Origin of the sequence: Macrococcus sp. PK (assembly GCF_022501545.1) — a bacterium.
GTDB lineage: Bacteria > Bacillota > Bacilli > Staphylococcales > Staphylococcaceae > Macrococcoides > Macrococcoides epidermidis.
This window is the reverse complement of record NZ_JAEPRF010000018.1, coordinates 90,397-114,611: the sequence shown is the minus strand read 5'-3', so window position 1 is coordinate 114,611 and position 24,215 is coordinate 90,397. Positions and strand designations below refer to the sequence as shown.

The window sequence follows — 24,215 nt, the reverse complement described above, 5'->3', positions numbered from 1 at the left end:
TTTTTCACTTTGTTATTTTCGATGTCTTAAAGCTGTGCATCGCTTGTTTTCAGCGACTTTTATATCTTATCAAGATGGATTACTTTCGTCAATACCTTTTATCAAATTTTTTATCTTTATTTAGTCTTTTAAAGTAAACTATAGTAATTCCTTTGAAGATACAATCTTATCTTAGTACTTATTCCATCAGTTTCTTTTGTTCTTTTATAAAGAAGATATAGTTAAATGAGATAATCATGTATTAATATGATATAATGCTTTTCAGTATTATATAGGAGATGATGGTTTGAAATTATTCAATAAAAAACCTACAAGCAAGATTAATCGCATTCGTTCATGGGCACTCGGCTTAATCTTCCTGGCCATGATCGTTATGTATATCGGTTCTGCAATCTTTTACTTTTACCATAGTCAACTGATCTTTTCTCTGTTCTTATTATTAGGAACGATTCTTTTCTTAATTAGTTTCGTTGTTTATTTCTGGATTGGAATGCTTTCAACAAAGACCATTCAGGTGCGATGTCCAAACTGTGAGCACTATACTAAAATGTTAGGTCGTGCTGATATTTGTGCAAACTGCAACCAGCCACTTACGTTAGATCCTACATTAGAAGGAAAAGAATTTAACGAAGATTATAACAACGCAAGAAAGAGTAAAGTATTAGAAGAAAAAGAAAAACAAGAAACTAATAACGATAGTAACTTGTAGAACATTTAATATCAAAAAAGGAAATCGCTATTTGCGATTTCCTTTTTTGTTCATACATTCTGGACATACACCATAAATCTCCATACGATGATGTGTCACTGCAAAGCTTGTAATATGTTGAGCGATATTCTCTACTTCATCAAGTCTAGGATAGTGGAAATCAGTAATCTTACCACATTCACTACATATAACATGATAGTGGTTATCTGTTTCAAAATCAAAACGACTTGCTGCATCTCCATATGTGAGCTCTTTAACTAAACCGCTGTCTTTAAAAACTTTTAAATTGTTATAGACAGTTGCTACACTCATGTTCGAAAACTGTGGTGATAACGCTTTATATATTTCATCGGCAGTAGGATGACTATTAGATTCGATTAAAAATCTAAGTACTGCCTGTCTTTGCGGTGTTATTCTCACGCCAGTTTTTCGTAAACTTTGAATCGCATCGTCAAGCATATGTTCCATATTCAATTCAGCTGACATCATAACACCCCTTTCCTACTTTATATTAATTCTATTTTACATTCTTTTTTTCAAAAATGTCAAACAGACAATTTCGGGATGTAATGATAGTCCTATGCATCTCGCTTATTTATTGCTGTTATCGATGACCTTAATATCCCTTTGAAACATCGACTTTATTTACAAAATCCGCTTTGTTTTCTATACCAACAGACAAATTCTTCTTAAAGATTTCTGTTGCTCGTCGATTATAATGAACACTGTTTCCAGTGATATGCGGTGTCATAATAACATTGTCTAATGCATAAAGTGGATTTGTCGGTTCAAGTGGTTCATTGTAATACACATCTAAACATGCTTTTCTTATTACTTTATCCTGCAAAGCTTTTATAAGCACTTCTTCTTTTGTTATCGTCCCTCTTCCGACATTTATAAATAAAGCATCCTCACCCATCGCCTGAAAATCATCTATTGCTAGTAAATCTATTGTTTTCTCTGTCTCAGGCAATACATTGATGATAATATCTGACTGAGCAAACGCTTTTTCTCTGTCATTTATTGTATATACTTCATCAAATCCTGCGATACCTCTACCATCTGTATTAAGACCAATCACTTTCATACCGAAAGCTTTTGCGATATGTGCTGCATATTGCGGTATTTCACCCGTTCCGATAAAGGTAATCGTCTGTTCAAATAACTCTTTATGGCGAATCTTTGTTTTATATCCTTTTTCTTGCTGTAGTTCATAGTAAGGAATTACATTTTTATAATCCGTCATAATATAGCTGAATATATACTCAGAAATTTGGATTTTATGCACCCCACGTGCGTTAGTTAATGTTATTCCTTTGTCATTGATAAGGGGTAGTGGCAATTTATTAACACCTGCTGCATACCATGCAATCCATTTTAAGTTTTTCGCTTTATTAATGATTGTTTCATTCAACTTAGAATCATAAGTAATGATGACTTCCATCGTTTGAATATCCTCATCTGTTAAACGATCAAATCCTTCACGCTGGATAAATTGGTGTTCTGGATATTGTTCTCTTAATTCGTCTATCAATTCTTTTAGATCAATCGTAGAAATCACTTTCATAGCTTTCTCTCCTTATCGTAAAACTGACTGAATATCATCCATTTGTTGTTTCACCTTAACACCATCAAAATATGCAATAACTTTGTTATCTTCATCCAGAATAATCGTAGTTCTTACAATACCCATTGCTTCTTTGCCAAATGATTTTTTCAAACGATAAATACCAAGTGCTTCTGAATACTGATAGTTATCATCAACAAGTAAATCAAATTTCAAATTGTGCTTCTTAATAAAATTTGTATGTTTCGTTTTACTGTCCCCACTCACTCCGTAAATTTTTGCACCCAGTTCATTCAAATCTTCCAGATGATCATTAAAATCACAAGCCTGTGTTGTACATGTCGGTGTATTATCTCTCGGATAAAAATATAATACCGTCTTTTGTCCAAGTAACGATTCATTCGTTACAACTTCTCCATTTTGATTTTCCATTGCAAATGCAGGTAAATTATCTCCAATTTTCAACATTTTAATCCTCCTAATCAAATTTTTATTAACTCTATGATAGACTAGTAGACGAAAATACTAAACAAAAAGAGGTTGATAAAATGAATTTTACAAATTCTGAAAAAATACAGCAACGCGCAAATGAAGCAATCTTAGGTGGCGTAAACTCACCATCGCGTTCTTATAAAGCAGTTGGCGGCGGTGCGCCAGTAGTGATGGCACGTGGTGAAGGTGCATACTTCTACGATGTTGATGGTAATAAATATATTGATTACTTAGCAGCATATGGACCTATCATTACAGGACATGCACATCCCCATATTACTGAAGCGATTAAGCGTGCAGCTGAAAATGGTGTATTATATGGCACGCCGACTGAACACGAAGTTGTGTTTGCTGAAATGCTGAAAGAAGCGATTCCTTCTTTAGAAAAGGTCCGTTTCGTAAACTCTGGAACCGAAGCTGTAATGACAACAATCCGAGTAGCACGAGCTTTTACGAAGCGTGATAAGATTATTAAATTCGCCGGTTGTTATCATGGACATTCTGATTTGGTACTTGTTGCTGCAGGTAGTGGTCCATCACAACTCGGTACGCCTGATTCTGCAGGTGTACCAAAAAGTGTTGCACAAGAAGTGATCACTGTTCCATTTAATGATATTGAACAATTTAAAGAAGCCTTCCACCATTTCGGTGATCAGATTGCCGGAGTATTAGTTGAACCGATTGTCGGTAACTTTGGTATCGTTGAACCGAAAGAAGGATTTCTTCAAGCAGTAAATGATATCGCCCATGAACATGGTGCTTTAGTAATCTATGATGAAGTAATTACCGCCTTCCGCTTCATGTATGGTGGTGCTCAGGATCTTCTAGGCGTAAAACCCGACTTAACAGCTTTTGGTAAAGTCATCGGTGGCGGATTACCTATCGGTGCATATGGTGGTCGCCAAGACATTATGGAACATGTGGCACCACTCGGTCCAACATATCAGGCAGGTACGATGGCAGGTAATCCATTAAGTATGCAGGCAGGTATTGCGTTACTTGAAGTCATTAAACAAGATGGTGTCTATGAAGAGCTAGATCGTCTCGGTAAAATATTAGAGGACGGTATGTCAGCGCTTATCGAAAAATATAATATTCGTGCAACAATCAACCGTTTAATGGGAGCAATGACCATTTATTTTACAGATGAAAAAGTTATCAACTATGAACAAGCAGAAAACACTGACGGTGAAGCATTTGCGAAGTTCTTTAAATTGATGCTGAACCAAGGTATTAATTTAGCACCTTCGAAGTATGAAGCATGGTTTATCACAACTGAACATACAGAACAAGATATTCATGAAACATTAAAGGCTGTAGAAAACGCTTTTATGTCAATGACGGTTGAAAAATAATTGAAATTCATGTATAAGTGTACTATCAATCAAATAATGAGGTAGAACTAACAAATGAAATTAGGCGCACGTATTTTTAAAACCGGCATCGCTATCATCATTTCTTTATTTATCGCCCATGCAATTAATGCACCTGGTGCAATCGTAGCTGGTATCTCAGCATTATTTGCTATGCAGCCAAACGTCTATCGATCTTTTAAGACTATCATCGAACAGTTTCAAGGAAATCTAATCGGCGCAGTATTAGCTGTTATTATGGCACATTTATTCGGATTTCATATCGTTATTATCGGTATCACATCAATTATTCTAATTTCTGTATTACAAAAACTAAACTTATCTCATGTAACGGGTCTTGCCGTCGTAACACAGCTCATCATAATGGATCATCAGGATGGTGATTTCTTTTTATCTGCTATTTATCGATTCACTTTTGTTATGATTGGCGTAGTAAGTGCATTTGTCGTGAATACATTATTCCTGCCACCTAAGTTTGAAACGAAGATGTATTATAACTGTTTGAATATCAGTAGCGATATCTTTAAATGGATTCGACTTGAAATTAACGGGTCGACAGAATTTCATGCAGTAAAACATGACATCGATGATATTCGAAGCAGAATCGAAAAAGTGGAAGAGCAATATAACTTATATAAAGAAGAACGTGCATATTCAAAAAAAGGAAGTATTCGTAACATCAGGAAAAAAATTATTTTTAAAGAAATTATTTTAGCGACACGACGTGCACATGATGTTTTACGAAAATTGCATCGCTATGAAAATGATATTATCCATTTACCAGAGGAATTAAAAGTCCAGATTAAATTTGAACTTGATGAATTAATGACGATACACGAGGAAATTTTAATGCGCGTAACTCAAAAAGTTCCAGCCACTAAAATTGATGATAACTACATGATTAACGAAGCATTTAAAGAAAATATTCTTGATGCATTCCTAAAAGAAATAGAACAACAGCAATCACCTGAATATAGTAAAGAACATGTTTTAATTGTTATCGGTACTATTTTCGATTATCGAGACCGATTAGAACATCTCGACCGCATTACACATAGTTTCTATAAATACCATAAAGAAGATAAAAAGATCACGATAGCAAACGAAAATATCGATTATTAAAAAGCAGTCTTTCGACTGCTTTTTTAATTTATGCTTTCCAGCCATTTTTCTCTTCAGGTTTAACGCTGTCTTTTGAAACGTAAGGATTGCCCTTTACAGTAAATCGATATAAATATTCTACTGCTTCTTCTTTATTATCGATACCGATGCGTTTGCTTTCTATTATTTGCGCTGGCACCTTACCTTGAGATAACTGAATAGGTCCTTCATTTAACCGTGTCCCATTATGTAAATCGCGCTTAACACCTAAACTTTGTGTTAATTTTCCTGGACCATCAGTAATATTTACTGCTCTGCCTCGACGCTCAATCATTGTATCAATCCCTTCATCAGGTTCAATCGCTCTTATCAATACCCCTTCTGGTCTTGTAGCATCACGTGTTATAAAATTCATGCAGTGATGTCCATGCATCGTATAGACATATACACCACCGTATTCTCGATACATCATTTCATTTTTCTTCGTACGACGTAACTGGTAAGCATGTGCTGCTTTATCCGCTTCTCCTAAATAGGCTTCTACTTCAGTTATATAGCCGCTTGTAAGCTTGCCGTCTATTTTTGTAGTAATTTTTTTACCGAGTAAATTTTTTGCAGCTAAAAGTGTGTCATCTTTAAGAAATGTTAAATCCATTAATATCACCTCATTCTTCATTTACCCTTACAATATCTTGATATGCAAATTTAATTTAGACTCAATTAAGAAATCATTCTAAAAAATAAAGTAAAAAGCGATAAACCCAAATTGAGTTTATCGCTTTATAATTAAACAGCTTCTTTTAAAGCTTTATACATTCTATTTTCGTACTGTTCACCAGTAATAATCTCACCATTTTCAGTACAATATAATAAGTGTTTCGCTGTAATTTGTGTCGGACTTTCTACACCTAAACCTTTCTCTTTATCCGGATCAGTTGTTGCTACTCCTACAGGACAGTCATTCGTATGACATTGTTGGGCCATATTACATCCGACACGCATCATCATCGCACGTGCAACTTGAACTAAGTCTGCGCCAAGACCAAGTGCAATAACAACAATCAGTATCAAAAGAATTGTATCCACAATCTATTGAATCGTTTGTAACAAGTCCACAAAAAATACCCCCCATGTATGATAGATCTATCATACAATAGAGGGCTCAAACACTCCACACTATTCTGCTTCTAAATGCTGAATTGAATATAAATTATAATAGTGTGAGCGGTTGTTCATTAATTCCTGATGCGTACCAATTTCAACTATCTCACCGTTCTGAATCACAACAATTTTATCTGCATGTGTAATCGTAGATAGTCTATGTGCAACAATCACGGTTGTTCTATCTTTCGATAATGTTTCCAGCGCTTCCTGTATAACCGCTTCACTTTCAAGATCAAGTGCACTTGTCGCTTCATCCAGGATTAATATCGGTGGATTCTTTAGGAATACACGCGAAATAGCAACACGTTGTTTTTGACCACCAGATAATTTAACACCACGTTCACCAACTTCTGTGTCGTAACCATCCGGTAAACTCATGATAAAGTCATGCGCATTCGCAAGTTTTGCTGCATAGATCATTTCTTCTTCTGTCGCATTTGGTTTACCGAGTAATATATTTTCTCTGATTGATTCAGAGAACAGTATATTATCCTGCATGACCATTCCAATCTGTGTTCTTAAGCTTTCTATTGAATAATCTTTTAATGGAGTATGATCAATTTCAATTTCACCGCTAGTCACATCATAGAATCTTGGTATTAAACTGATCATCGTCGACTTTCCGCCACCACTCATACCAACAAACGCTACAGTTTCACCGCTATTGATATCCAGATTGACATGATGCAACACTTCTTCATCATTTTCATTATATTTAAATCCTACATTTTTAAATGTAATGTCACCGTGCTGAACTTTGATATCACGTGCATGCGGTTCATCTTTTATATCATATGGTTCATCAAATAGCTGGAACATACGGTCCATTGAAGCTAAACTTTGTGTCAGCGTCGTTGATGAAGATACTAATCGACGTAGCGGTCCGTATAAACGGTCGAGATAGGCGATAAACGCTGCTAAACTACCTACTGTTAAGTTTCCTTCAATCACGAGATAAGCACCAAACCCTACAACAAGCAGTGGACCGATATCCGTAATCGTATTAATGACCGCGAAACTTTTCGCATTCCATTTCGTATGGTCAGTTGCTTTCTTCAGGAAATTTTTATTGCGTTTATTAAAGCGTTCATTCTCTTCCTCTTCAATTGCAAATGTCTTGATCACAGTCATCCCCTGCACACGTTCATGCAAGAAACCTTGTACTTCTGCTAGAGACTGACTTCGTGCACGCGTTAATTTGCGGAGATTACCAAAGAAGTAATAGATACTAAACATGTAGAATGGGAAGACAATCAATGAAATTAATGTTAATTTCACATCCATCGTAAACATGATTGCAAGTGCGATGATGATTGTAACCAGATCCAGCCAGACATTCATCAATCCCGTAACGATGAAGTCTTTCGTTGACTCTACATCATTAATTACACGTGAAATAACTTCTCCAACTTTATTGTTAGCATAAAATCTGACACTTAGTGCCTGTAAATGTTTATATAGTTTCTTTCTAATATCATACAATATTTTGTTACTTGTCCACTGTGCTAAATATTGTCTATAATATTCTACCGGTGGACGGATGACAACGAAGATAAATCCAAAGATTAATATTGCATTCATCAATGCTGACTTTTTCTCTTCAATTGTCAGGGCACCATTACTGATGACATCATCAATCACATATTTAATCAGTAATGGAATCAGTAAAGGTATACCAAACTTCAGAATTCCGATGGCAATGGTTAAAATAATCAACATCCAGTATGGTTTAACAAACTGCATATACCGTTTTATCATATAAAAACTCCCTTAACAAAATTAAATCAACCTAATGATAGGTTGATTTAATCTTTCATTCTTTTCTGGAAATGAAAACGCTCTTGCCAGACCTTTATGAAATCCGGCGCAAATGGTCCCTTTTTCCTCTCAATCCATTGCTGCAAAATATCAACGTTTCGCCTTAGGATTTCATCAATCTCTTTTGGATAGTTCATCTGTTTCATATGCTGTTCATATTCATCTTCATCCAATAAGTGATACTTACCATTAGGATAGACTTTAATATCTAAATCATAATCAATGTATTTAATGGCTTCTGTATCGTAAATAAATGGTGATGATAAGTTGCAGTAATAATACACACCATCTTCTCTAAACATACAAATGACATTAAACCAATACTCTGAATGAAAATACACGATAGCTGGTTCTCTTGTAACCCATGTTCTACCGTCACTTTCAGTTACAAGTGTGCGATTATTACCCCCAATGATAACATGATTCGTCCCTTTTAAAATCGTTGTTTCAGACCAGACTCTGTGGATTTTCCCATTATGTTTATAACTTTGTATCTGCACATTCTGGCCTTCATTTGGTATGGATTCTTTGACCATATTCCACACCACCTATAATTTATAATATTTGCATTTTAAATTATAACACAATAAAGGCCTCAATAAACGAAATTAAACTTGATGATTGTTATCAATATAATAATTAAAGATTTTAGTCATCGATACCGGAAAATTATATAAATTTTTATCTTCAACTGAAATGAGTTGATAGTTTTCAGGTATGATATCTTTTGTATGTGCAATATATACTTCCAGCTGCCATTCCAGATGTGTAAATTGATGCTTCGTCTTAACGATTGGTGTGTCTTCAATAAACAATGACATATCCATTTTTTCTTCAATATCACTGACATGTGTATCTATTTCAAACATCGGAAACTGCCACATCGAAGCAAGTAATCCTGTTTCAGGTCGCTGTTCAATAATGATTTGTCCATCCTTTTGGATGATCAGAACTTTATATTGCTGAACAGTTTTCTTAACTTTTTTCAACTTAACTGGTAAATTCAATACACTTCCTTCTTCAAAAGCCTCGCAGTGACTTTGAACGGGACAAAGCATACATAAAGGGGCTTTCGGAGTGCACACCGTTGCTCCCAGTTCCATCAATGCTTCATTGAAGTCACCTGCTGCTTCCGGCATCACTTCCATTACTTTCGATTCAAAATGACGTCGTGCTTTTGAATTAGATATATCAAAATGATCATTATCGAGTCTTGCAAATACACGATATACATTGCCATCCACTGCCGGTAGTGGATGATTAAATGCAATACTCATCACTGCGCCCTGTGTATATGGACCAACACCTTTTAATGAGAGGAATGTAGTCGGGTCATTTGGTACTTCACTATTGTAATGTTCTTTTACATCACGAATTGCCTGATGGAAATTTCTAATGCGTGAATAATAGCCCAAACCTTCCCAATATTTCGCGACATCTTCAATCGGTGTTTCAGCGAGTATATCAATATTCGGGAATCGCTCGATAAATCTTGTGTAATAGGCACGAACAGTATTAACTTGTGTTTGTTGCAGCATGACTTCAGACACCCATATTTTATATGGGTCTTTCGTCTCACGCCACGGCATCTGTCTTTTATTCTGTTCAAACCAGTTTAATAAATCTTTACTAAACGTTGTTTTATGTTTCATAACAACCAACTTTCTAAATTTATTGTTAATTCGATTATTTTCGTTCATGCTTCTATGAAATTTCGCTTATAATAGTATATGAAAGGGATGATTCATATGGATACAGCTACTCATGTCGTTATGGGCGTTGCACTTGCAGGATTATCAACGATTGATCCGGCAGTTACAACAATGTACCCTGCAATCGTAACAACAGTAATGGTCGGAAGTCAGATTCCTGACATTGATACAGTGTTAAAATTTAAAAATAATGCCGTCTATATCAATAACCATAGAGGTATTACACATTCAATTCCATTTACATTGATGTGGCCAATCCTCATCACAATATTAGTGAGTTTTATCTTTAAAGAAAGTCAATATTTCCATATATGGTTATGGGCACAAATTGCTGTCTTTCTGCACGTATTTGTCGATATTTTTAATTCTTATGGGACACAGGCACTTAGACCGCTGACGAAGAAATGGATTCAAATTGGCATTATCAATACATTTGATCCTATCATTTTCTTATTGCATATTGGTGCAATCACTTTGTGGTACTTTGGTGGCAATCCCGTTTATATCTTTACAAGCTTAATTATTATACTAGTAATCTACTATATCATTAGACGTATACTTCAACAATCGATTAAACGTGCAGCCATCAAATTGATACCGAAAGACGAAAGCATTATCAAAACTTTCGTTGCACCTACGATACGTTTCTTTGAATGGCGTGTCGCCATTCAGACAAACACACATGATTATATTGGTCGTAGCTATAAGCGTTCGGTTAACTTTAATGATCGCTTTAAACGCGTACCTTTTCCTGAAGCAAAATATATGCAGGATGCAAAGAATGACCCTAATTTTAAAGCTTTCATTAATTTCAGCTCAATTTACCGCTGGACAGTTACAAAAACAGAAACTGGCTATGAACTGCGTTTTATTGATTTACGTTATTTAAAGAAAGGACACTATTCATTTGTAGCCATATTAGGACTAGATAAAGATTACAAGGTAACTCATAGTTATACCGGATGGGTGTTCTCTGAAGATAAATTACAAAAAAAATTATTACGTGGCCGCGTAAAAATAATAGAGTAAAAGATACAGGACTGCATCTTTTACTCTATTTTTTACTTTTTATTTTTTATTTTGCTGAAGTTAATATTTTTTACGTTCAGTTTATTGTCTTTATGCTTAAAGTTATCCTCATTAACGGACATCACAGATTTATTGACATTGATTTCATCCTTTAGAATTTTGTAAAGATAGCTAAACCACATGTAGATTAATATTAGTTCGAAAAGGAAGATCATCTGGCTCGGTAAATTAAGAAAAGGTGTTGTTCCTAATACAACAGACTCTTCAATACCATTCACTACAAAGTAAAATGGATTAAGCTTTAATATGTTTACAACAAATTCAGGTAAATCTGATGGAATCCATAAAATAGGCACACTAATAAAAATAACTGCTAAAATGCCTATGATAATCCAGCGCATATTACGAATTAAATGTGATGTTAAAGCAAGTAACGTACATATTGGCATCAATAATAAAAATGTTAATAATGAAAAGTACAATATACACAGAAAGCTTGTATCCATCTCTACTTTGTTTGTCGCTGAAATAAGCAACAACATCAATAAAGATAATATAAACAACAAGAAAAAATTAATAATCTGAACCGTCGTTAATACGTATGTCGGTGTATTTGTAATATTTAACATAAATCCTCTTGTCTGTAACATCTTCATAGAAAAATATACGGAACATGCAATCCAGAAGAATACTAAATAACCAGAAAGCGACCATACTTTGGATAATTTTTCAATCGGCAGACTTTCGGTAATATTAAGCAACAAGAAAGTCGCAGCGATTAATAGTAAGTTAATCAATAACCAGATAGAATAAAGCTTTTGGTTATAGTAAATCTCAATTAAAGCATTTTTAATTGTATGTGGAATATATTTGATTGTGTTTAATAATTCATTCATGATTCACACCTACATTTGAATATATAGCCATTCATTCTTCGAAAAGTCTGCAATGCCATATCCCTCTCCAATTTTTACGATCCATTCATCTGTTTGAATGCCAAATTTCTTTTTTAAACCCGCTGCATTTTCTATCGGAAAACTAATGCCGTTCATATGATTCGTATCGTTAAAATGCAGATTAATTTTATTCTTTGTTAATTTAACTTTATATCTATCTTTTGTTTCCGGATACAACTCTTCATTGATTGTTGCATGACTTTTGCCTAAGTACCCATTAAAGAATTCTCTAAAGTTAACATAATTGCCATACATATAATCTTCAAGCTCACTATACGTATGCTCATCATACAATGCAGCTGGATTGATATAAGTAATATCTTTTTTATTCACATCCATTGCGCTGCCTGCAAAATCTACTCTATAAACCTTTTCGTTCAAGCCGGAGATCGTTAGTACTGTATTGCCTGGTAACTTAACATCTTTAGATTTATTTGTAAGCTTCGTTTCCTTATTTGTTACACCGAATGCATATTTATCGATATATTCTTTCTTCGGTTTTTCGACGATACTATTTTCTTCAGTAGCAGTAATTTTACTTGGTACACCGATATTATTCAGTAATAATACGAACATTAGGGCAATACCAAACAATATTAGTGCACTCGTTGTAAGCAGCTTTTGTAGGCTTTCATCTACAATAAACCCACCATAACGTTTGATACGACTTAATTTATCTCCTTCATCATGATCAAGAGATCTGCCCATCTTATAATTCAAATCAAACAGTTCTCTTTCACTCTCATTACGACAACTATTATATTCTTTAATATATGTATGATATAGTGGAATAATTTCAGCTGGCGTACCAGACTTCCTCACCTGTCCATGACTCATCCAGGTAATATAATTTGCTTTGGAATTAATAAAGTCAATATCTGACTCAATTAATACGATTGATTTGCCTTCCTTAACAAGTAAATCAATCACCATGCCAAATTTCTCTTTAAAAACATCATCAAGATGTTGATATAAATCATCAAATATAATAACTTCCGGTTTTAAAAAATATGCTAATGCTATCATTAACTTAGAGCGGTCAGATGTCGTTAAATCATTCGTTGATTTTTTCTCATGATCTTTTAAATCACTAAATTCCAGTACATGTTTACGCTTTTCATTAAATGAATTTAATGGAAGATTATACGATAAGAAGATAGATTCAATCAGTTGCTTAACTGATGATTCCCCATCAAGAATATGGTTATGACTCGCTAAAAAGGTCGGATGATCGTTTTTTACACGTCCTTCATTTGGTTCAACAACTTTCGATATTAATTTACCGATGACAGATTTCCCAGAGTTGGGTAGTCCGATTAAACCTAAAATTTCTCCTTTGTATAGATGAATCGTAACATCTTTTACTTCAACATGATGATTTTTAGATTCCGGCATAATAATATCTCTAAACTTTGAGAATCCGCTGACATGACGGAAGTATTTTGTTACATTTACCAGTCTTACTAAAATATTATTTGACATTTTTATTCTCCTTAAGCATCAAGCTGTAACAGTGCCAAAGGTATCCCTTCTTCATCTAATTGGGAACCTAATCTGAATCCCCACGCAAATACGCCTTTAATGTGCTCAACTTTAAAGTATTCTTTTTGATTTCCAATCAGTTGATATACTTTACCGATTTCAATCTTTTTTGTATCAACCATATAGCTCTCTGCAATCAAAGCTTTACGCATCCAGACTTCATATTCATTTACAATCCCCATCGTTTCAGCTTTTCTTGCTTTTTCACGATAAGTACCGACAATCTCACGTAGTTCATGTTCATTCATTTCGATTAATTTTTTCTCATTCACTCGAGTCCACTATCCTTTAAACGTTCTATTATTATATCGTATTCAAAACCTTTTCTCATCATGCTTTGTATGACTTTTTGCTTCAGTTCAAAACCTTCATGTTTACGCGCTAAACGATTAACTTCTTTTTCAAGATTTTTTTGTAGTGCGTCTTCGTTTGTTTCTATTTTAACATTTTTTAAAGCATCATTTGCAATATCCAAATTATAACCTTTTTGAATCAGAGTTTGCATTATTTTTTGCTGAATCATACGTGCAGATTGCTTTTTTTCGTACTTTCTTGTTATTTTAGCGGCAATTTTATCTATTCTTTCTTTGGTAACTTCAGTTTCGAATTGATATGAATAATTATCGATTAAATTTTGCTCTACACCAAGTTCCTTTAATTTCTGAGCAAAGATAACCGGACCTTTATCAGTCGTATTTAGCATTGTATTCATAAAGCTAATACAATAATCTTCGTGATTGATATAACCATTTACCTTACAATACTCGATTGCTTTATCAATTGCCTGTGGATTTACTTCTAACTTCATCAAGTAATCTCGTACTTCTTTTTCTGTGCGCTTCTTATATGATAAATATTGAATGGCTTTATTGATCGCTACACGATATCCATCATATTCACCGATTTTAATCAGCATTTCGTCTGTAAGTATTAAATCTTTCTTCAGATTAAAATGAACGTAAGTAGCAGCATCAATACCTGCGAAAAATTCACCATTGATATATAAGTTAAAGCGTTCTTTATTATTTTTCTGTACTTCTATTTTGGTGATTTTTTTCTCCATCATAAAACCTCCATAAAAATAACGCTAAATGAATATTTAGCGTTAACCTTATACATATTATAACCCACTTACAGCTTCATTATATTGCGTTTGATCAATAAATTTCTGATCCAGCATCTTTTGTAGTGTTTCTTTTGTACGTGTCTTTAAAGCAGTGTCTGATTGATAAGCTTCTGGATGGTATACAGATGGTGCGTTAATACTGCTTGCCAGCAAGGCACTTTGGAGTACTGTTATTTGAGGGTAATATTGATTTTCTTTATGTGTACTGACATTAAAATCTGCGTTCGCAGCACTTTCAATATTATAATGATTATTTCCAAAATAGATGGAATTCAAATAATAACTCATAATCTGATCTTTTGTGAAGTTATTCTCTATACGTTTAGCGACTACAACTTCCTTAATCTTTCGTGAAATAGACTTTTCATTATTAAAGAAGTACGTCTTCGCAAGTTGCTGGGTGATAGAACTCCCACCTTGTGAAGCTTCTCCGTTTTTAATGGACACTAGTATTGCACGTCCAGTTCCAAACCAATCGACACCATCATGTGAATTGAAGCGTTTATCTTCAACTGCGATAAATGCATTTTTGACAAAAGGCTGCATATCTTGTGTGGCAACATAAGTTTCCTGTTGCTCAATTGTACGAAGTTCACCGATATCGACTTGAAAGCCTTTATATACATTAAAACCGACATATAACGTTATTAATAGTAATGGAATTAGCAGAATTGAAAAACAACCACAGCCGCATCCACGTTTCTTTCTTCTCAAAACTGATGCACCTCTTTTCTTAATTTCATCTTACCACCACGGTTAAAAGTTTGGAATTAAAAGAAGCAGGATGTGTATAAAATCAGTCCTGGGATGTATGAGGTGATGTTGGTGTCTTTCCTAGCGATATTATAGGTTTGTCGCTAGCATCTCTTTGTTTTCGGTTCTTTTTCGGTACTTGCTAGCGATATTTTACGTTTGTCGCTAGCATCTTTATGATTTCGATTCTTTTTCGGTACTTGCTAGCGATATTCTAGGTTTGTCGCTAACTCAAAAAACCAGCTGACATTTGTCAGCTGGTTAAGTAAACTAATTTATTTTAATAATGCTAATGATTCACGGTTAAAATCTTCTAAGTCATCAGGTGTACGTGATGTTACGATATTGCTATCTACAACAACTGATTCGTCTACTACTGTTGCACCAGCATTTTCTAAATCTTTACGTACAGATAAATAACTTGTTAACTTTTTACCTTTTAATAAATCTGTATCGATTAATAACTGTGGTCCGTGACAGATGGCGAATACAGGTTTTTCGTTTGAAACGAATGCTTTTGTAAATTCACCGAATCGTCCTTGCTCATCTCCACGTAACATATCAGGTGAGAAGCCACCAGGGATAAGTAACGCATCGAAGTCTTCAGGTTTTACATCGCTGATTGCTTTGTCGACTTGAACTTTTGTATCTTCAGATTTACCTTTTACTGTGCTACCCGCTTCTTTACCGATAACAGTAATTTCATGTCCTTCTTTTTCAAAGGCCTCAACCGGGCTCGTAAATTCTACATCTTCAAATAAATTGTCTAATACTACTGCGATTTTCTTAGTTATAATATAAATTCCTCCTAAAATCGTTATAGTATTATTTACCCGTCTTAAAAATGATAAAACATCCATAGCAAATTACTATGGATGTAACTGTTATTTCCCTAACTTTCTTTTTCGTACAAGTCTCACAACTGCTTCTACTTGCGCTGTTTGTGGGAACATATCCACCGGCTGAATGTACTCAACCTGGAACGCTTTCGTTAAATGCGCTAAGTCTTTTGCCAATGTCGAAGGGTTACAGCTTGTATAGACGAATGTCTTCGGTTTGATTTCATTGATTAATTTAATGGTTTCTTCAGATAATCCTGTTCTTGGCGGATCCACTGTTATTACATCTGGATAGAAGCCTTCTTCAATCCATTCATTTAATTTCTCTGATGCATCACCAATTTCAAACTTACAGTTATCTTTATTGTTTGCTGTAGCATTATAGATAGCATTTACGATTCCATCTTCATTCGTATCCATTCCACGCACTTCTTTCGCGTTATCTGCTAACCATATACCAATCGTACCTGTTCCACAGAATGCATCAACAACATTTTCTTTGCCTGTCAATCCTGCCGCACGTTCTACTTCTTTGTAAAGTACAACGGTTTGTTTCGGATTTAACTGGAAGAAGCTTTCTGCTGATAAGTCATACACGTGATCTTGTAACGTTTCACGAATCGTCTCATCACCAGCAATAACGATTGTCTCATTTCCCATTACAATCGATGTCTTCTCTTTATTGATGTTTATTGCAACACCTTTAACACCAGGTAAACGCATCACACGTTCTGCTAACAAGTCCTGCTTCTTTAAATCACGCGTATTGGTTACGAAGACTACTTGTAAGTCCCCAGTCGCAAGTGCTACACGGGTAATAATATGTCGAACTCCAACATCACGCGACGGATTTTTACAAACTTCTATATTCAGCTCACTCATAATCTTCTTGATTTCATTAGTCGTCTTCATCGTACGATCATCTTGTACGATACATTCATGTAAATCAATCAAAGTATTAGAATGCTCTTTATATAGTCCTGCACGAATTTTTCGTCCTGATTTCTCCACTGGGAATTGATTTTTATTTCGATAACCAAATGGATTAGCCATGCCTAAAGTGTCTCTAATTGAATCAAGCTTAACGTGAGGTGCGTATTTAGTAATAGCATCTTCAACGATTTGTTTCTTATATTTCAATTGTCCATTATATGACAGATGCTGTAATTGACATCCACCACATAAATCAAATACATTACACGGTGGTTTCACGCGCTCTCTTGATTTTTCACGAATCTTTACCATCTTCGCTTCTAAATATTTATGATTTATATCTGTAACTTGTGCCACGATTACTTCGCCCGGTAATGCCCCTTTAACAAATGTAATCTTCCTTTTAAAATAACCTATTCCCTCGCCGTTTATACCGAGTCTTTTAATTGTTAAAGGAAACTGCTGACCGATCTTTACTTGTATATCTGCCATAACTTATCTCCTTATTGTTGAATAGATTTTACTTTCTGTTCTAACTGATCAAGTAACGCTAACCATTCATCGATATCATGAATATCTGTTGTCTCAGGGTCTACTGAATCAATCGTCTCCATAAAATCATTTAATTTTACTTTAATTTCTTCTAAAGAATCTTTAGTCATAATGTGCTCCTTTTTTATTCTATGAATGTATTCATTATGTAACAGATTCCTTAAACTTTCAATGTATTTATTATTGACAAACATTCTCACACGTTCATAATAGAAAAAGACGATTACTGGAAAGAAGGCTAAAAATGATACATTTGAAAGACAAAATTTCAATTCACAATGATCCTTGGGAAGCATATAACGACGTTGAAAAATATGGTGAAACGAAACTTTCAAACATTGAATTTACAACGACCACTTTATGCAATATGCGTTGTGCACATTGCGCTGTCGGTTATACATTGCAATTAAAAGATCCGGATACGATTGATATGAAGACCATTTTCAAACGTCTGGATGAAGTTGAACATCTCTCTACTTTAAGTGTTACAGGCGGAGAGCCGATGTTCTCAAAGAAATCAATCAAAGAGACTGTTATTCCAATATTAAAATATGCTCAGGACCGTGGTATCTATACACAGATGAATTCGAATTTAACGATTAATTACGATCGATATGAACCAATTATTGACTTGGTTGATGTCATGCATATTTCTCATAACTGGGGTACAATCGATGAATTTGCAGAAGTTGGTTTCCACGTAATGGATAAGAAACCCCCACTTGCTGCACGTTATAAGCTCTATGAACAGATGATTGAGAATTCGCGCAAATTATCTGAAGCAGGCATGTTCGTCTCAGCTGAGACGATGCTGAATAAAAGCACGCTACCTTATCTTGAAAAGATTCATCATGAAATCGTAAATGATATGAAATGTGCACGTCATGAAGTACATCCGATGTACCCATCTGACTTTGCAAGTGACTTAAATGTATTAACAACTGAAGAAACGAAAGCTGCAATCAGAAAGCTTCTTTCATTTAGAGATCAGGAAACCTGGATGTTATTTGGAACGTTACCTATTCTTCCTTGTTCATTTGATAAAGATGATTTATTATTCCTGGAAGAAGTAAATAAAGCTAAAAATGTTACGGTTCGTAACGATCCGGATGGTCGATCTAGATTAAATGTCAACGTATTTACAGGTGACGTAATTGTAACCGACTTTGGCGATGAGACGGGCACAATTGAAAATATTATTACGACGCCACTTCAAGATATCTATGATAAGTGGAAGGTAAGTGCACTCAATCAATCCCTAAACTGCCACTGTCCAAAAGTGAAATGTTTAGGACCGAATCTACTCGTTAAAAATATGTATTATCCGAATGTTGATTTTAAAGCAAATGAAATTAGGATGAATCAATAATGATATCCCATCAAGACCCACTCTGGGTCTTTTTTTATTAATAATTAGTTTTTTTGAAATATTCTTATTATTCGATGCTAATTTTCATGTATAATGATATATAAAGTATATTTTAGGGGTGTTATTCATATGACAATCGGGGAAAAGATAAGAGAAATTCGAAAGAAGCAGAATAAAACTTTAAAATACATATCGGATGAAACTGGCGTTTCTATCGCTTTTCTTTCACAGTTGGAAACGAATAAATGTAGCGCAACGATGGCATCACTTAGAAAGATTGCAGATGCATTAGAGATTCATCCAAGTTATTTCTTCCATACAACAACTGTTGAAAAGACAGAAGTTGATGCTCCAGAACTTACTAAGTCATTTACATATCAAAACTTATCAAACGGCGTACCTGGCGCATTTACACCGATTCGCGTTGTATTACAGCCTGGTGCAAGTCAGGATGATTCAAGTCAACATGCTGGTGTTGAATTTATTTACTGTATCAAAGGAACTTTGACACTTACGGTTGGTACGAAACGTTTAGAATTACAGCCTGGCGCATCTTATATGTTTGATGCGCACGAACCTCATTACTGGTACAACTTTACTGATGAAGCTGTTGAATTTCTTGTAGTGAATGAGATACACAAACAATAAAACGAATTCGGAAATCAATCCGGATTCGTTTTTCTATACTTCAATATTTTTCTCAAAGAAATTTAATAGTTCTTTACTTTTATCTCTTCTGCTTTTACGAAATTCTGCACGTTCTTTCCCTGTTTCATTCAGCCAAACTTGATCTTCTGTCTCTGCAATGACTTCAGGTACAATAACCGGTTTATTATCTTCATCCAGTGCTACAAAAGTCAGGAAACTAATCGCAGCTAACTGTTTTGTCTGCTGAATTACATTTTCTGAAATGACTTGCACACATACTTCCAGAGATGATGTACCTGTATAGGTTACGACCGCTTCGAGTGTCACTACTTCACCAGGACGTATCGGCTTTAAAAAGTCAACTGAATCTGTACTTGCCGTTACTACTGAACGCGCACAATGCCGTGTTGCCGCAATGCTTGCCACATCATCAATTAAAGCCATGAGTTTTCCGCCGAATAATGTATTATGATGGTTCGTATCAGTCGGAAAGATTTGTTTCGTCTTAACTGTCTTTGATGCATTCATCGTCTTTTTTAATCGTTCTGTCATCGTCATACCTCTATTCTATTACTTTATGTAATGATTAAAGTTTAATTTAGTATATGCATGATTTGATTCTGTTATGCGCTAGCAGTATTCTTTCTTTGTCGCTAGCACAAAAAATAAAAAGAGATAGAAATCTATCTCTTTAAAAGTTATTAATGTAAATCGTCTGCAAAAACTTTCTTTTCTAAAGCTTCTTCAGGTGTATCAATAATATCTGATTCTCTAGAATCAAATGCATTGATTAACGTCATCATAATAAATCCACCGAAAGTAAAGATCACAAATAAGAATGCGATAACTACTAACCACATCATAGGAACTGACATGACCATCCTCCTCTTATATCAATAATAATATAATCATATCACTTTATTTTAAAAATTAAAACGCCCAATTTCCATTTACAAAGATTGCTTCTTCTTGTCCGTCTGCTGTAATACCTGAAATATTCATTTCAGCAGAACCAATCATAAAGTCTTCATGTGTAATGGAATTGTTTAAACCGTGTGCTGCCAGCTCTTCATCGTTCATTTCCTTACCACCTTCGATACAGAAAGGATAGGCAGAACCTAATGCTAAGTGACAAGATGCATTTTCATCAAATAAAGTATTATAGTAAAGAATCTTTGAATTTGAAATTGGTGAATCATGTGGAACTAATGCGACTTCACCTAATCTTTTTGCATTTTCATCTGAGTTTAATAATCCTTCTAAAATGTCTTTACCAACTTTCGCATCAAAGTCAACTACGACACCGTCTTTAAATGTTAAAGTAAATTCATCGATAATATTGCCACCGTAGCTTAACGGTAATGTGCTGGATACTGTACCATTAACTTCATCTTTATGAGGTACCGTAAATACTTCTTCAGTCGGCATATTGGCCATGAATGACGTTCCATCTTTATTGATACTAGAAGCACCACTCCAAATATGTCCTTTCGGAAGTCCAACTTTTAAGTCAGTTCCTGGTGCTGTATAATGCAATGCCACATAAGCTTTTTGGTTTAAGTAGTCTGCTTTAGCATGCAGATTATCATTATGTTCAACCCACGCCTGAACAGGATCTGCTTCATTCATACGTACAGATTCTAATATAGCATCTAATAATTTATCGAACGCTTCAGCTTCCTCTAATTCAGGGAATACTAATTGCGCCCATGCTGGTGATGGATATGCTGCAACTGTCCAAGAGAACTGGTCTGACTGCATCATCTTCATATATTCTTTAAATCCAGCGCCATAAGCTTTCATATTAGCTGCTACTTTCGCAGGATCTGCATCTTTTAAATTTTCAGGACTTGAAGAAATTAATGCTAATTGTGCTGCATAGTCTCTCGCGTAATCCATACGCTCATCGATTAAATATTGTGGTACTTTTTCAAATGCAGACTGATCACGATACTGGAAGTTTAATTGTGCCAGACGGTCATCACCATAAGATACTTTAACATCACTTGATCCTGCTTTATAAGCTTCTTCTACGATTAAATGAACAAAATCTTTTGCGTCAACTGTTGCACGAATAAATACACGTTGGTCCTTTTGAACGTTCATTCCGACTTTGACAAGTAATTCAGCGTATTTTTGTAATTTTTCTTCTTTGTTGTAGCTCATGTGTTATCCCCTTTTCTGTATAAATATTATTTTCTTAGTTGCCCTAATGCATCTGTTAACGCACTCATCTCACTTGGAGAAAAGCTGTCTCTTTTTGTTACCATCTCATGTATCTCTCTTAATTCATCAATTTTGTTATCGTCAATAGATTCAGGCTTTATTACACCGACATTTACTAATTTTAACTTTTGAATGATTTCATTTACCATTTGTTCTTTATTCATCATTAGCACCTTCTCTTTCAAATTTCATACAAATTCTATTTTATCAAACTATTCAAAAAATGAATAATATAAAATTTTTGTATTTTTGATATTTCTTTGTTTATCAATCTCTGCAAATGGCTATATAATAATTAATAGGTGTGAAACACACCATTTCTTACAATATAGGAGGAGAACAATTATGAATAACAAATTAATCCCTGCAACAATTGCTGGTGCTATTATCGGTGCCGCAGTATCAATGATTGATAAAAAGACACGTAGTTCGGTTAAAAATCAAGTACAATCAACAAAACAAAACGGTATCACACCAGCTCCATCTACAAAAGCGAAAGCTAAAAATTTAAAAGATGAGTTATTATACTGGAAAGAAACAATCGATGAAATCCGTCGTAATAACCCAGAATTAGAACGTGCTATTTTAGATGCAAAAGATACATTTATTCAAAAGCGTAACCAAAAGAAAATCTCTGGACCAAACGGATAATTGCTTAAATCAATTTAATAATGAGGTGGAAATATGTCGAAAGCTAAAAAAAGCACCTCTAAATTTCTGACTCAGGCCGCTAAAGGTCCTGAGTCTAATAATTTGGAGGCTGAAGACAAAAACAAATTGTCGAACAAAGATGAGTATTATGTAAACAGTCAACGTTTTAAATCAAAACAAGCAAAAAAAGAAAATGAGACATTGTATGTTTCTAAAATTAACAAACCTGCAAAGTATAAGCATGACGGTAATTTCTTAAACAAATTATTATTTAGAATTGGTAAAGATGACGCTGCTGGTTTATCAGCACAACTTGCTTATTATTTCCTACTGTCTTTATTCCCAATGTTAATCTTCTTATTAACATTAATACCGTTATTTAATGTATCTCCTGATACTATCACTAATATGATTGCAAAGAACGCACCAGGAGAAACTTCAAAGATGATTACAGAAGTTGTTACTGATGTCATGAAAAATGCAAACGGCGGCTTACTATCATTCGGTTTAATCGCTGCACTTTGGTCAGCATCTAATGGAATGACTGCGTTAATGAATGCTTTCAATGTATCATATGAAGTTGAAGATGCCCGTAATCCAATCGTTGCTAAATTATTAAGTGTATTATTTACTCTAGTTATGGTTGTTGTATTTGGTATTGCGCTTGCATTACCAGTATTCGGTGAACAAATCGGTAACTATTTATTCGGTCAGTTCGGTTTAGAATCGCAATTTAAATGGGTTTTCTCTTTAATTAAAGTAGTACTTCCATTAATCATTACATTTATCGTGTTTGTAACACTTTATGCAATTGCACCAAATGTAAAATTAAAGTTTAAATCTGTAATTCCAGGTGCATTATTTGCGACAATTGCATGGATTGGCGCAAGTTTCTTATTCGGTTATTATGTAAGTAACTTTGGTAACTACTCTAAAACATACGGTAGTATCGGAGGGGTTATCGTCTTAATGTTATGGTTATATTTAACTGGATTTATCATTATTATCGGAGCTCAAATTAATGCTATAATACATGAGAAGAAATTATCATCTCAGTAATAATAGTGAAAGAGGGATTACATTGACTTTATTATCTAGTATGCTTGAATACAACAAAAATTTTGTAGAGAACAAAGATTATGAGCAGTATGTGACTTCTAAAGTCCCTGCTATGAAAGCTGTATTGTTAACGTGTATGGATACAAGATTACAGGAGTTATCTACTAAAGCACTTGGCTTAAAAAATGGTGATGTTAAGACTGTTAAAAATGCCGGTGCTACAATTACTCATCCTTATGGATCTACAATGCGTAGCTTACTTGTCGGTATCTATGCATTAGGTGCTGAAGAAATCATTATTATGGGTCATAAAGATTGTGGTATGGGCGCCCTTGACGTTGAAAAAGTTAAATCAACGATGAAAGATCGCGGTATCAAACAAGAAGTGATGGATACTATCATTCATTCTGGTATTGATGTCGATCACTTCCTTGGTGGATTTAACGATGTTTATGAAAACGTCCAAGAAAACGTTAAACTCGTATACAACCACCCACTATTCGATCGCTCAGTACCTGTGCACGGCCTCGTAATCGAACCGCATACAGGTGAAGTAGAATTACTTGTTAATGGATATGATCATGTAGAAAAATAAC

29 protein-coding genes are annotated in these 24,215 nt (G+C 34.5%); 9 read left to right on the top strand and 20 right to left on the bottom strand.

Features of this window, described 5'->3' with window-relative positions; genetic code table 11:
- Window positions 1-286 precede the first annotated feature (286 nt).
- Window positions 287-709, top strand: a complete 423-nt coding sequence (locus JJJ02_RS12340) for a YgzB family protein (RefSeq protein WP_099581132.1) — start codon at window positions 287-289, stop codon at window positions 707-709.
- Window positions 710-736: 27 nt separating this feature from the next.
- Here the strand turns inward: JJJ02_RS12340 and perR are convergent, their stop codons facing one another.
- From perR to JJJ02_RS12325, 3 genes are all read right to left on the bottom strand, one after another.
- On the bottom strand, window positions 737-1,195 hold the full coding sequence (gene perR / locus JJJ02_RS12335) for a peroxide-responsive transcriptional repressor PerR (protein ID WP_096075961.1): 459 nt from the start codon (window positions 1,193-1,195) through the stop codon (window positions 737-739).
- 130 nt (window positions 1,196-1,325) lie between these two features.
- Complete coding sequence (locus tag JJJ02_RS12330; protein ID WP_240839210.1) at window positions 1,326-2,276, bottom strand: phosphoglycerate dehydrogenase; 951 nt, start codon at window positions 2,274-2,276, stop codon at window positions 1,326-1,328.
- A gap of 12 nt (window positions 2,277-2,288) precedes the next feature.
- Window positions 2,289-2,744 carry a peroxiredoxin gene (locus JJJ02_RS12325; RefSeq protein WP_099581126.1) on the bottom strand — a complete coding sequence of 152 codons (456 nt, stop codon included), beginning with the start codon at window positions 2,742-2,744 and terminating at the stop codon, window positions 2,289-2,291.
- A gap of 80 nt (window positions 2,745-2,824) precedes the next feature.
- Here JJJ02_RS12325 and JJJ02_RS12320 point away from each other — a divergent pair, with 80 nt between their 5' ends.
- Both JJJ02_RS12320 and JJJ02_RS12315 read left to right on the top strand, forming a co-directional pair.
- A complete protein-coding gene (locus JJJ02_RS12320; protein WP_240839208.1) occupies window positions 2,825-4,123 on the top strand; it encodes a glutamate-1-semialdehyde 2,1-aminomutase in 1,299 nt (432 codons plus the stop codon).
- 54 nt (window positions 4,124-4,177) lie between these two features.
- Window positions 4,178-5,263 (top strand): FUSC family protein, encoded by a 1,086-nt coding sequence (locus tag JJJ02_RS12315; RefSeq protein ID WP_239243182.1) that lies wholly within the window; start codon window positions 4,178-4,180, stop codon window positions 5,261-5,263.
- A 28-nt stretch (window positions 5,264-5,291) separates the two neighbouring features.
- Here JJJ02_RS12315 and JJJ02_RS12310 read toward each other — a convergent pair whose 3' ends face one another.
- From JJJ02_RS12310 to mutY, 5 genes are all read right to left on the bottom strand, one after another.
- A complete protein-coding gene (locus JJJ02_RS12310) occupies window positions 5,292-5,897 on the bottom strand; it encodes a DNA-3-methyladenine glycosylase (RefSeq protein WP_240839205.1) in 606 nt (201 codons plus the stop codon).
- A gap of 131 nt (window positions 5,898-6,028) precedes the next feature.
- A complete protein-coding gene (locus JJJ02_RS12305; protein WP_396614748.1) occupies window positions 6,029-6,328 on the bottom strand; it encodes a glutamate synthase-related protein in 300 nt (99 codons plus the stop codon).
- Window positions 6,329-6,418: 90 nt separating this feature from the next.
- On the bottom strand, window positions 6,419-8,164 hold the full coding sequence (locus tag JJJ02_RS12300) for an ABC transporter ATP-binding protein (protein ID WP_239243181.1): 1,746 nt from the start codon (window positions 8,162-8,164) through the stop codon (window positions 6,419-6,421).
- 47 nt (window positions 8,165-8,211) lie between these two features.
- The gene (gene ntdP, locus JJJ02_RS12295) at window positions 8,212-8,760 is read right to left on the bottom strand and encodes a nucleoside tri-diphosphate phosphatase (RefSeq protein ID WP_096075953.1); all 549 of its coding nucleotides are present in this window, start codon (window positions 8,758-8,760) and stop codon (window positions 8,212-8,214) included.
- A 72-nt stretch (window positions 8,761-8,832) separates the two neighbouring features.
- Window positions 8,833-9,876, bottom strand: a complete 1,044-nt coding sequence (mutY, locus tag JJJ02_RS12290) for an A/G-specific adenine glycosylase (RefSeq protein WP_111715889.1) — start codon at window positions 9,874-9,876, stop codon at window positions 8,833-8,835.
- Window positions 9,877-9,972: 96 nt separating this feature from the next.
- Between mutY and JJJ02_RS12285 the strand changes: the two genes are divergently transcribed.
- Window positions 9,973-10,965, top strand: a complete 993-nt coding sequence (locus tag JJJ02_RS12285) for a metal-dependent hydrolase (protein WP_240839203.1) — start codon at window positions 9,973-9,975, stop codon at window positions 10,963-10,965.
- Between the two features lie 32 nt (window positions 10,966-10,997).
- Here JJJ02_RS12285 and JJJ02_RS12280 read toward each other — a convergent pair whose 3' ends face one another.
- The 8 genes from JJJ02_RS12280 to JJJ02_RS12245 form a co-directional block, all read right to left on the bottom strand.
- Window positions 10,998-11,861 (bottom strand): hypothetical protein, encoded by an 864-nt coding sequence (locus JJJ02_RS12280; RefSeq protein ID WP_111715886.1) that lies wholly within the window; start codon window positions 11,859-11,861, stop codon window positions 10,998-11,000.
- A gap of 9 nt (window positions 11,862-11,870) precedes the next feature.
- Complete coding sequence (locus tag JJJ02_RS12275) at window positions 11,871-13,403, bottom strand: ATP-binding cassette domain-containing protein (protein ID WP_240839201.1); 1,533 nt, start codon at window positions 13,401-13,403, stop codon at window positions 11,871-11,873.
- An 11-nt stretch (window positions 13,404-13,414) separates the two neighbouring features.
- Window positions 13,415-13,735, bottom strand: a complete 321-nt coding sequence (locus JJJ02_RS12270; RefSeq protein ID WP_240839199.1) for a YfhH family protein — start codon at window positions 13,733-13,735, stop codon at window positions 13,415-13,417.
- Window positions 13,732-14,526, bottom strand: a complete 795-nt coding sequence (gene recX, locus JJJ02_RS12265; RefSeq protein WP_239243177.1) for a recombination regulator RecX — start codon at window positions 14,524-14,526, stop codon at window positions 13,732-13,734. Before recX ends, JJJ02_RS12270 begins: the two co-directional genes overlap by 4 nt.
- A gap of 57 nt (window positions 14,527-14,583) precedes the next feature.
- Entirely contained in the window at window positions 14,584-15,303 is a 720-nt protein-coding gene (locus JJJ02_RS12260; RefSeq protein WP_240839196.1) for a glycosyltransferase, read from the bottom strand.
- A gap of 314 nt (window positions 15,304-15,617) precedes the next feature.
- Window positions 15,618-16,136 carry a type 1 glutamine amidotransferase domain-containing protein gene (locus tag JJJ02_RS12255; RefSeq protein WP_240839214.1) on the bottom strand — a complete coding sequence of 173 codons (519 nt, stop codon included), beginning with the start codon at window positions 16,134-16,136 and terminating at the stop codon, window positions 15,618-15,620.
- A gap of 90 nt (window positions 16,137-16,226) precedes the next feature.
- A complete protein-coding gene (gene rlmD / locus JJJ02_RS12250) occupies window positions 16,227-17,606 on the bottom strand; it encodes a 23S rRNA (uracil(1939)-C(5))-methyltransferase RlmD (protein ID WP_111715878.1) in 1,380 nt (459 codons plus the stop codon).
- Window positions 17,607-17,617: 11 nt separating this feature from the next.
- Window positions 17,618-17,776, bottom strand: a complete 159-nt coding sequence (locus JJJ02_RS12245; RefSeq protein ID WP_096075943.1) for an SE1561 family protein — start codon at window positions 17,774-17,776, stop codon at window positions 17,618-17,620.
- 134 nt (window positions 17,777-17,910) lie between these two features.
- Here JJJ02_RS12245 and yfkAB point away from each other — a divergent pair, with 134 nt between their 5' ends.
- Window positions 17,911-19,035, top strand: coding sequence for a radical SAM/CxCxxxxC motif protein YfkAB (yfkAB, locus tag JJJ02_RS12240; protein ID WP_239243175.1), 1,125 nt, complete (start codon window positions 17,911-17,913; stop codon window positions 19,033-19,035).
- A 129-nt stretch (window positions 19,036-19,164) separates the two neighbouring features.
- Window positions 19,165-19,683: a helix-turn-helix domain-containing protein gene (locus JJJ02_RS12235; RefSeq protein ID WP_239243174.1), complete on the top strand. Its 519-nt coding sequence runs from the start codon at window positions 19,165-19,167 to the stop codon at window positions 19,681-19,683.
- Window positions 19,684-19,716: 33 nt separating this feature from the next.
- On the opposite strand, the gene JJJ02_RS12230 is transcribed toward JJJ02_RS12235, so the two are convergent.
- The 4 genes from JJJ02_RS12230 to JJJ02_RS12215 all read right to left on the bottom strand — a co-directional run bounded on the left by JJJ02_RS12230 (window position 19,717) and on the right by JJJ02_RS12215 (window position 22,073).
- Complete coding sequence (locus JJJ02_RS12230; RefSeq protein ID WP_111715874.1) at window positions 19,717-20,235, bottom strand: acyl-CoA thioesterase; 519 nt, start codon at window positions 20,233-20,235, stop codon at window positions 19,717-19,719.
- Window positions 20,236-20,384: 149 nt separating this feature from the next.
- The gene (locus JJJ02_RS12225) at window positions 20,385-20,558 is read right to left on the bottom strand and encodes a hypothetical protein (RefSeq protein ID WP_165983398.1); all 174 of its coding nucleotides are present in this window, start codon (window positions 20,556-20,558) and stop codon (window positions 20,385-20,387) included.
- Between the two features lie 55 nt (window positions 20,559-20,613).
- On the bottom strand, window positions 20,614-21,849 hold the full coding sequence (locus JJJ02_RS12220; RefSeq protein ID WP_240839194.1) for an aminopeptidase: 1,236 nt from the start codon (window positions 21,847-21,849) through the stop codon (window positions 20,614-20,616).
- Window positions 21,850-21,875: 26 nt separating this feature from the next.
- Window positions 21,876-22,073, bottom strand: coding sequence for a DUF1128 domain-containing protein (locus JJJ02_RS12215; protein WP_133447018.1), 198 nt, complete (start codon window positions 22,071-22,073; stop codon window positions 21,876-21,878).
- 181 nt (window positions 22,074-22,254) lie between these two features.
- Here JJJ02_RS12215 and JJJ02_RS12210 point away from each other — a divergent pair, with 181 nt between their 5' ends.
- From JJJ02_RS12210 to JJJ02_RS12200, 3 genes are read left to right on the top strand one after another with little or no spacing between them, the layout of a single operon-like run.
- The gene (locus JJJ02_RS12210; RefSeq protein ID WP_096075937.1) at window positions 22,255-22,560 is read left to right on the top strand and encodes a YtxH domain-containing protein; all 306 of its coding nucleotides are present in this window, start codon (window positions 22,255-22,257) and stop codon (window positions 22,558-22,560) included.
- Between the two features lie 33 nt (window positions 22,561-22,593).
- Window positions 22,594-23,619 (top strand): YihY/virulence factor BrkB family protein, encoded by a 1,026-nt coding sequence (locus JJJ02_RS12205; RefSeq protein ID WP_239243172.1) that lies wholly within the window; start codon window positions 22,594-22,596, stop codon window positions 23,617-23,619.
- 22 nt (window positions 23,620-23,641) lie between these two features.
- The gene (locus tag JJJ02_RS12200) at window positions 23,642-24,214 is read left to right on the top strand and encodes a beta-class carbonic anhydrase (protein WP_111715866.1); all 573 of its coding nucleotides are present in this window, start codon (window positions 23,642-23,644) and stop codon (window positions 24,212-24,214) included.
- Window position 24,215 lies beyond the last annotated feature (1 nt).